This window comes from Streptomyces sp. NPDC021749 (genome assembly GCF_040640655.1).
In the GTDB taxonomy this organism is placed as follows: Bacteria; Actinomycetota; Actinomycetes; order Streptomycetales; family Streptomycetaceae; genus Streptomyces.
The window spans coordinates 22,939-29,395 of the sequence record NZ_JBFACE010000059.1 but is presented as its reverse complement, the minus strand read 5'-3'; the positions used below and the strand labels follow the sequence as shown (position 1 = coordinate 29,395).

Below are 6,457 nucleotides of genomic sequence, written 5' to 3'. Positions count from 1 at the left end.
CCCTCGAACTGCTGCCGCAGCCGCGCGGGGTACGGGCCGTACTCACCGATCGGCAGGTACGGCTCGATGAACTCCCACTCAGGGTCGGTCAGTTGCACTCGCGTCACATACGACGGTCTACCGGACCAGGCCGTGCCACGAAGGCACATCACACAGATTGATCACGACTCGATACGCGCCCTAGTACTCCAGTTGCGGTTCTCCATATGCCCTGGTCAGGTGCCCTGGTCAGGGACCTCTTTTGGAGTGTAATCGGCTGATGCGCCGTCAGGGCGGCGGTGGTTCGTGACTCACCCCATCGGGGTGCGTTGAACCGGCTATGGAGACGGAGAACGATGTCGAAGTAGGGCTGTGGGATGCCGAGTTGGAGTCGCTGCTGCTGCGGGTGGGAGAGCGGTTCGGGCGCGTCGAGCCGCGGCGGCGGATGCGGGACTACGTGCGCGCCCTGTTGGGACCGGTAGGCCGGAAGAACAGCTGGCAGCTGGCCGAGCACGCCGGCAACGCCACTCCCTACGGGTTGCAGCGGCTGCTGTCGTGGTGCACGTGGGAACCTGACGAGATCCGTGATGACCTGCAGGATTACGTAGCCGAGCGGCTCGGGCAGCCGGACGGTGTGCTGATCGTCGACGACACCGGCTTCCTCAAGAAGGGCACCGTCTCCGCCGGAGTGCAACGGCAATATTCCGGCACCGCCGGCCGCACGGAAAACTGCCAGATCGGGGTGTTCGCCGCCTACGCCTCCGCCAAGGGCAGGGCCCTGGTGGACCGCGAGCTCTACCTGCCCAAGTCCTGGACCGAGGACTCGGACCGGTGCCGCGCCGCCCGCATCCCGGAGGGCAAGTCCTTCGCGACCAAGCCGGAACTCGCACGCGCTATGGTCCAGCGGGCGCTGGACTCCGCACTGCCGATCGCCTGGGTGACCGCGGATGCGGCTTACGGACAGGAGTGGCACTTCCGGCAGATGCTGGAGGAGGCCCGCGTGGGATACGTCCTGGCGGTTCCCAAGTCCCAGCAGGTCAAGTCACCGGCGGGCAGCTGGCGCATCGACCATGTCCTGGCCGGCACCCCGGCCGAGGCATGGGAGCGGATGTCCTGCGGCAGTGGCGCGAAGGGACCACGGGTCTACGACTGGGCCGCGGCCAAGCTGCCCACCATCGACGGTTGCAATCCCACCCACTACCGCTGGGTCCTGGCCCGCCGCAGCCTGGCGCGTCCCGAAGAGGTCGCGTACTACCTCGCCTTTGCCCAGGCGGACGTCACGGTATCCGAACTCGTCCGGGTGGCCGGTGCCCGGTGGGCGATCAAGGAGTGCTTCCAGGCCGCGAAGAACGAATGCGGCCTGGACCAGTACGAAGTCCGCCGCTACGTCGGCTGGTACCGCCACATCACCCTGGCCATGCTCGCGCACGCCTTCCTGGCTGCGATGACAGCTCATGCCCTCGAAAAGGGGGCCGCAGAAACGGTTCGAGCAGCCTCGTTCCCCTCACCGTGGGAAATCCGAAGGCTGTTGGACCTTGCCCGTTCCTCCGCGGCCCGGCACCAGGCACCCAGATGCCGTCTCCACTGGTCCCGCTGGCGACGTCGCCACCAGGCCATCGCCCGCTACTGCCACTACCAGCACCGCACGCACCCCGATCAGGTGAGTCACGAACCACCGCCGCCCCGACGGCGCATCAGCCGATTACACTCCAAAAGAGGTCCCTGACCAGGGCATATGGAGAACCGCAACTGGAGTACCAGGCCGGCGATCAGCCGGGGCAGCAGATGGGCGGCGCCGGACTGCCAGTGGATCCACTCGGTCGCCCCGCCCTCTGCCAGGGTCCGGCCGCGCTTGTCGCCCGGGTGCAGGTCCTCGACGTTCAGGCACAGGATCTCCTCCGCCCGGGCCGCCGATTCGTAGAGCATCTTCCAGAGCGCCTTCTCCCGCAGCGCGACGTCCAGGCGCCAAAGGGCAGCGATCTGGTTCCCGAGAGGGCCTTCGTCCGGGCCCGCGGCGCCTCTGATCCGTGGCGGGCGTCAGTCCGCGGAGTCCCTCTCCGGCGTCCCGTCGTCCACGGTGTCCGGATGTGAGGCGCGGCTGGCGGACTGGTCGTCGGTGTGGTCCGCCTTTTGCGGGTCGATCGTGGCCGCCCAGTGTTCCGCCCAGTGGGCGAGGGGGTTCAGGGCGTGGCGCGCCTCCTGCCCCAGCGGGGTGAGCTCGTAGCGGCTGTCGGGTAGTTGGTGAATCACCTGGGCATCCAGCAGTTCGGTCAGGCGCTGCCGCATCACGCTGGAGGACATGTCGTCGCACCGCTTCTGCAAGGGGCGGAATCCAAGCGGGCCCGCGCGAAGCTCCCACAGGATGCGCAGACTCCAGCGCCGCCCGAACAGATCGAGTGCGGCCATGAGGGGGCGGCCGGTGGTCGAGCCGCGAACGGGATTGCCAGGTCTGGGTGTTGCCATGTCGGGATGTCCAGCTCTCCAGGGTTGGTGCTTCGAATTCCGACACGCTAGCATCAGTGGCCGCTTCGGAAATCGAAACGGAGGAGGCTGTTGTGGCACCTGCCCCGACGACCTGGGTGAGAGGCGTTCCTGAAAGCCCGTGTCGACGGAGGCGAGGCCGGCCGGGAGGACCGGTGCCTGCGCGTGGTGCCCCGAGTTCGGCGTCGGCGCCGAGACGCACGGACGGCTCACTGGGAACTTGTTCGTGGCCGGGGGGACGGGTGACCGGCACGCGGGAGATCGAGTACAGGATCCACCAGGTCCTGTGAACCGGCCCAGCGGAACTTCAGTGCTGCCTCGTCGGCGGTTGCCGCCACCAAGCCAACGTCCACTCAGAGATGGAGACCAGATGACCACGACCGAGTTTCCCTCGGCGGCAGCACGGGCCGCCGCCGCTGCCGCCCTGGCCGAGGACGCGTCAGGGAAGGACATCACCACCGTGTGGAGCGTTCCCGAGGACCTGGTGGCCACGGCCGAGATCCGCACCCGGCAAAGCGGCATCGCCGCCGGCCTCCCCGTGGTCGCCGAGGTCTTCGCGCAGGTCGACCCCGAGGTCAAGGTCGAGCCGGTCGTCGCCGACGGCGCCCGACTGGCCGACGGCCAGGTCCTGGTGCACCTGTCCGGTTCGGCGCGCAGCCTGATCACCGGGGAGCGTACGGCGCTGAACTTCCTGCAGCGCATGTGCGGCATCGCGACGCTGACCGACCGCTACGTCCAAGCTGTGGCAGGGACCAGGGCGCGCATCCTGGACACGCGCAAGACGGCGCCGGGCCTGCGCGCCCTGGACAAGTACGCGGTCACCGCCGGCGGCGGCCACAACCACCGCCTCGATCTCGCGGCGATGGTCCTGCTCAAGGAGAACCACATCGCCGCGGCGGGCGGGGTGACCGCCGCGATCGAGGCGGTCAGGCGCGGGATGGCGCGCACCGGGCAGACCGTGGAGAGCGATGTCGAGGTGCAGACCGTCACCCAGGCCGTCGAGGCCCTCGACGCCGGAGCCCGCTGGATCATGCTCGACAACATGCCGGTGGCCGACATCGAGCAGGTCGTGAAGTTCCGGGCCGGGCGGGCCGACGCTTCCCGGATCCTGCTGGAGGCCTCGGGCACCATCCGCCTGGACACAGTTCTCGCCATCGCCGGGACGGGCGTCGACCTCATCTCGGTCGGGGCGTTGACGCACAGCGCGCCCGCACTCGACCTGACCATGCTGCTGACCACCGGTCCGGTGCCATGTCCGAGGTAGAGGTCGTCGTCGCGTGTCAGCGAGACGGCGCGGGTGGCAGCCCGACCGCCGTTCTGGATGATGCGCCGTTCACCGACGAGGAGCGATGCCGCATTCCCACGGAGTGGGGAACATCGCACGCCGTCTTCCTCCGCGCGACCGGAATCGAGCGTCATCGGCCCGCGTACACACTGCGGTTCTTCACCGCCCAGGGCGAACTGCCCGCCTGCGGCCACGGCACCGTCGCCGCCCTCGCCGTGCTCGCCGAACGGGAAGGCGGCGACCACGACTACCGGGCCGCCCTGCGTACGGGCCACCGCAGCTTCGACGGTCGGGCAAGCCGAAACGGTGACGGCCTGACGGCGTCGTTCGACCCGGGCCCGGTCAGCCTGCGTAGCGCCGGTGGACCCGAACTGAGGGCAGTCGCAGGCGGCCTCGGACTGACAGAGGACGCGGTCGCCGGCGACGCCTGCGTGGCGTCGAACGGGCGGCCGAGGCTTCTGCTGCCCATCCGATCCCGCGCCGCACTGGCCGAACTCACCCCGGACTCAACCCTGTTGCGCGCAGCCGGTGACCGCTACGGTCTGCTGGGCTGCTACGCCTACTCGCCCCCGGACCGACACGGCCGAGCAGCAGCCCGGATGTTCGCCCCGTCGATCGGCGTCCCCGAGGACATCGCCAACGCCAACAGCACGGCCTGCCTGGCAGCGCATGCTGCCGGGTTCGGCACACACCGCCTCGCTGTCGACATGGGTGATCACCTCGGCAGCCCGTCCACCATCACAGCGAGCGCCCACCGCGACCGCACGGGACACCGGATCCGAGTCGGCGGCCAGGCAGCGATCGTGCGCACGGTCATGCGATGAGGCCTGCGCGCTCAAGGCGAGGGTGCCGGTGCGCAGGTCCACCTGCGCCTGTGAGAGCCCGGCCAGTTCTGGCGGCATCTGCGGCAGGGCTCAGGGTTGATGGCCGATCACGTCGTACTGGTGCGACTCGTACCTACTTGCCGGCTCCTCTTCGTTCCAGTCCGGGCCACGGCCCTTCCGGCGAGGCCAGTCATCGACTCGACCGGCTCTGGCTCGTCCTCGCCCGCCGACGCTCACCCGAGCCCCATCCGATCGCAGATCCCAGCCGGTTGATCGAAGCCGTTCGACTTCGACGCCGTCTCCGTCGGCTCGCTGACCCACAGCGCGCCGGCCATGGATCTGAGCATGCTTCTGATCATCAATTCCGAACACAGGAGGTACCGTGGCCAAGGGCTACTGGGTCAGCGTCTACCGCACCATCGCAGACCCCGAGAAGGTGGCTGCCTACGACAAGCTGGCCGGTCCAGCCGTCAGGGCCGCGGGCGGGCGCACGCTCTCCCGCGGCAGCCGGGTCGTCGCACACGACGCCGGAATCGCGGAGCGCACCGTCCTGATCGAGTTCGACAGCTTCGAACAGGCGGTCGCCGCACGCGCGAGTGCGGCCTACCAGGAGGCACTGGCCGTACTTGCTGACGGCGTCGAGCGCGACTTCCGCATCATCGAAGGCCTCGACTGACGACCGATGCCGCGTCAGGGAGGAACACGACGCCGGCTGCGGGGAGCACCCCGGCTCGTGGGCGCTCTGGTTGACCCGCCTGACTGGTCAACCAGAGCGCTGAACGGAAGTGCGCCTCCGGCGCGGTCGCCGGAGGCGGGGTATGCCCCGGTGTCCGGTCAGTGGGTGGTGAGGAGTTCGAGCGTGTCGATCACGCGGTTCGAAAAGCCCCACTCGTTGTCGTACCAGGCGACCACCTTGATGTGGCGGCCGTCGACGCGGGTGAGGGCCGAGTCGAAGATCGACGAGGCGGGATTGCCCGTGATGTCGGACGACACCAGCGGGTCGTCCGAGTACTCCAGGATGCCGGCGAGCGGCCCCTCGGCTGCGGCGCGGTAGGCCGCCAGTACGTCGTCGCGTGTCACGTCGCGGGCGACGGTGGTGTTGAGTTCGACGATCGAGCCCACCGGCACCGGTACGCGGATCGAGTCGCCCGACAGCTTGCCGTCGAGGTTGGGCAGCACCAGTCCGATCGCCTTGGCGGCGCCGGTCGTGGTCGGCACGATGTTGATGCCGGCGGCCCGGGCGCGACGGGCGTCGCGGTGCGGGCCGTCCTGCAGGTTCTGCTCCTGCGTGTAGGCGTGCACCGTCGTCATGAACCCGTGCTCGATGCCGGCGAGTTCGTCGAGCACCTTGGCCAGCGGCGCGAGCGCGTTGGTGGTGCAGGAGGCGTTCGAGACGATCGTGTGCACGGCCGGGTCGTAGGCGTCGGTGTTGACCCCGAACGCGAGGGTGACGTCGGCGCCGTCCGACGGGGCGCTGACGAGTACCTTGCGTGCGCCCGCGTCGAGGTGGGCGCGGGCGGCCTTGGCCGAGGTGAAGCGACCGGTGGCTTCCAGGACGATGTCGACGCCGAGTTCGGCCCACGGCAGCTGCGCCGGTTCGCGCTCGGCCAGCACCGTGATCCGGCGGCCGTCGACGACGAGAGCGTCCCCGTCGGCGGTCACCGGGCGCCCGAGTCGGCCGGCGGTGCTGTCGTAGGCGAGCAGCCGGGCGAGAGTGGCGGGCTCGGTGAGGTCGTTGACGGCGACGATCTCGAGGGCGCTGTCGCCGCGCTCCAGCAGTGCGCGCAGCACGTTGCGTCCGATGCGGCCGAATCCGTTGATGGCGATGCGAGTCATGAGTGCTGTCCTTTCCTTCGCCACCAGCCTCGCCCGCGGCTTTCGCCGCGGA

At 69.4% G+C, this 6,457-nt stretch carries 6 protein-coding genes and 1 pseudogene; 4 read left to right on the top strand and 3 right to left on the bottom strand.

The genetic code is table 11. From position 1 onward, the window contains the following. Positions 1-319: 319 nt before the first annotated feature. A pseudogene (locus AB0G35_RS34535) lies at positions 320-1,420 on the top strand (IS701 family transposase); the annotation flags it as partial. A gap of 224 nt (positions 1,421-1,644) precedes the next feature. Here the strand turns inward: AB0G35_RS34535 and AB0G35_RS34530 are convergent. Together AB0G35_RS34530 and AB0G35_RS34525 are read right to left on the bottom strand one after the other, a co-directional pair. Next, positions 1,645-1,905, bottom strand: a complete 261-nt coding sequence (locus AB0G35_RS34530) for a hypothetical protein (RefSeq protein ID WP_360957899.1) — start codon at positions 1,903-1,905, stop codon at positions 1,645-1,647. 111 nt (positions 1,906-2,016) lie between these two features. Then, positions 2,017-2,442, bottom strand: a complete 426-nt coding sequence (locus AB0G35_RS34525) for a helix-turn-helix domain-containing protein (RefSeq protein ID WP_360957896.1) — start codon at positions 2,440-2,442, stop codon at positions 2,017-2,019. A 388-nt stretch (positions 2,443-2,830) separates the two neighbouring features. Here AB0G35_RS34525 and nadC point away from each other — a divergent pair, with 388 nt between their 5' ends. The 3 genes from nadC (at position 2,831) to AB0G35_RS34510 (ending at position 5,245) form a co-directional block, all read left to right on the top strand. Then, complete coding sequence (nadC, locus tag AB0G35_RS34520; protein ID WP_360957893.1) at positions 2,831-3,724, top strand: carboxylating nicotinate-nucleotide diphosphorylase; 894 nt, start codon at positions 2,831-2,833, stop codon at positions 3,722-3,724. Then, on the top strand, positions 3,712-4,569 hold the full coding sequence (locus AB0G35_RS34515; RefSeq protein ID WP_360957890.1) for a PhzF family phenazine biosynthesis isomerase: 858 nt from the start codon (positions 3,712-3,714) through the stop codon (positions 4,567-4,569). Before nadC ends, AB0G35_RS34515 begins: the two co-directional genes overlap by 13 nt. A 382-nt stretch (positions 4,570-4,951) precedes the next feature. Continuing rightward, a complete protein-coding gene (locus AB0G35_RS34510) occupies positions 4,952-5,245 on the top strand; it encodes a DUF1330 domain-containing protein (protein WP_360957887.1) in 294 nt (97 codons plus the stop codon). Positions 5,246-5,403: 158 nt separating this feature from the next. On the opposite strand, the gene gap is transcribed toward AB0G35_RS34510, so the two are convergent. Next, entirely contained in the window at positions 5,404-6,405 is a 1,002-nt protein-coding gene (gene gap, locus AB0G35_RS34505; protein WP_360957884.1) for a type I glyceraldehyde-3-phosphate dehydrogenase, read from the bottom strand. Positions 6,406-6,457: the final 52 nt, after the last annotated feature.

Coding starts and splice junctions, on each gene's coding strand:
- gap (WP_360957884.1), bottom strand. CDS start 6,405: ATGACTCGCATCGCCATCAACGGATTCGGCCGCATCGGACGCAACGTG.
- nadC (WP_360957893.1), top strand. CDS start 2,831: ATGACCACGACCGAGTTTCCCTCGGCGGCAGCACGGGCCGCCGCCGCT.
- AB0G35_RS34515 (WP_360957890.1), top strand. CDS start 3,712: ATGTCCGAGGTAGAGGTCGTCGTCGCGTGTCAGCGAGACGGCGCGGGT.
- AB0G35_RS34525 (WP_360957896.1), bottom strand. CDS start 2,442: ATGGCAACACCCAGACCTGGCAATCCCGTTCGCGGCTCGACCACCGGC.
- AB0G35_RS34530 (WP_360957899.1), bottom strand. CDS start 1,905: ATGCTCTACGAATCGGCGGCCCGGGCGGAGGAGATCCTGTGCCTGAAC.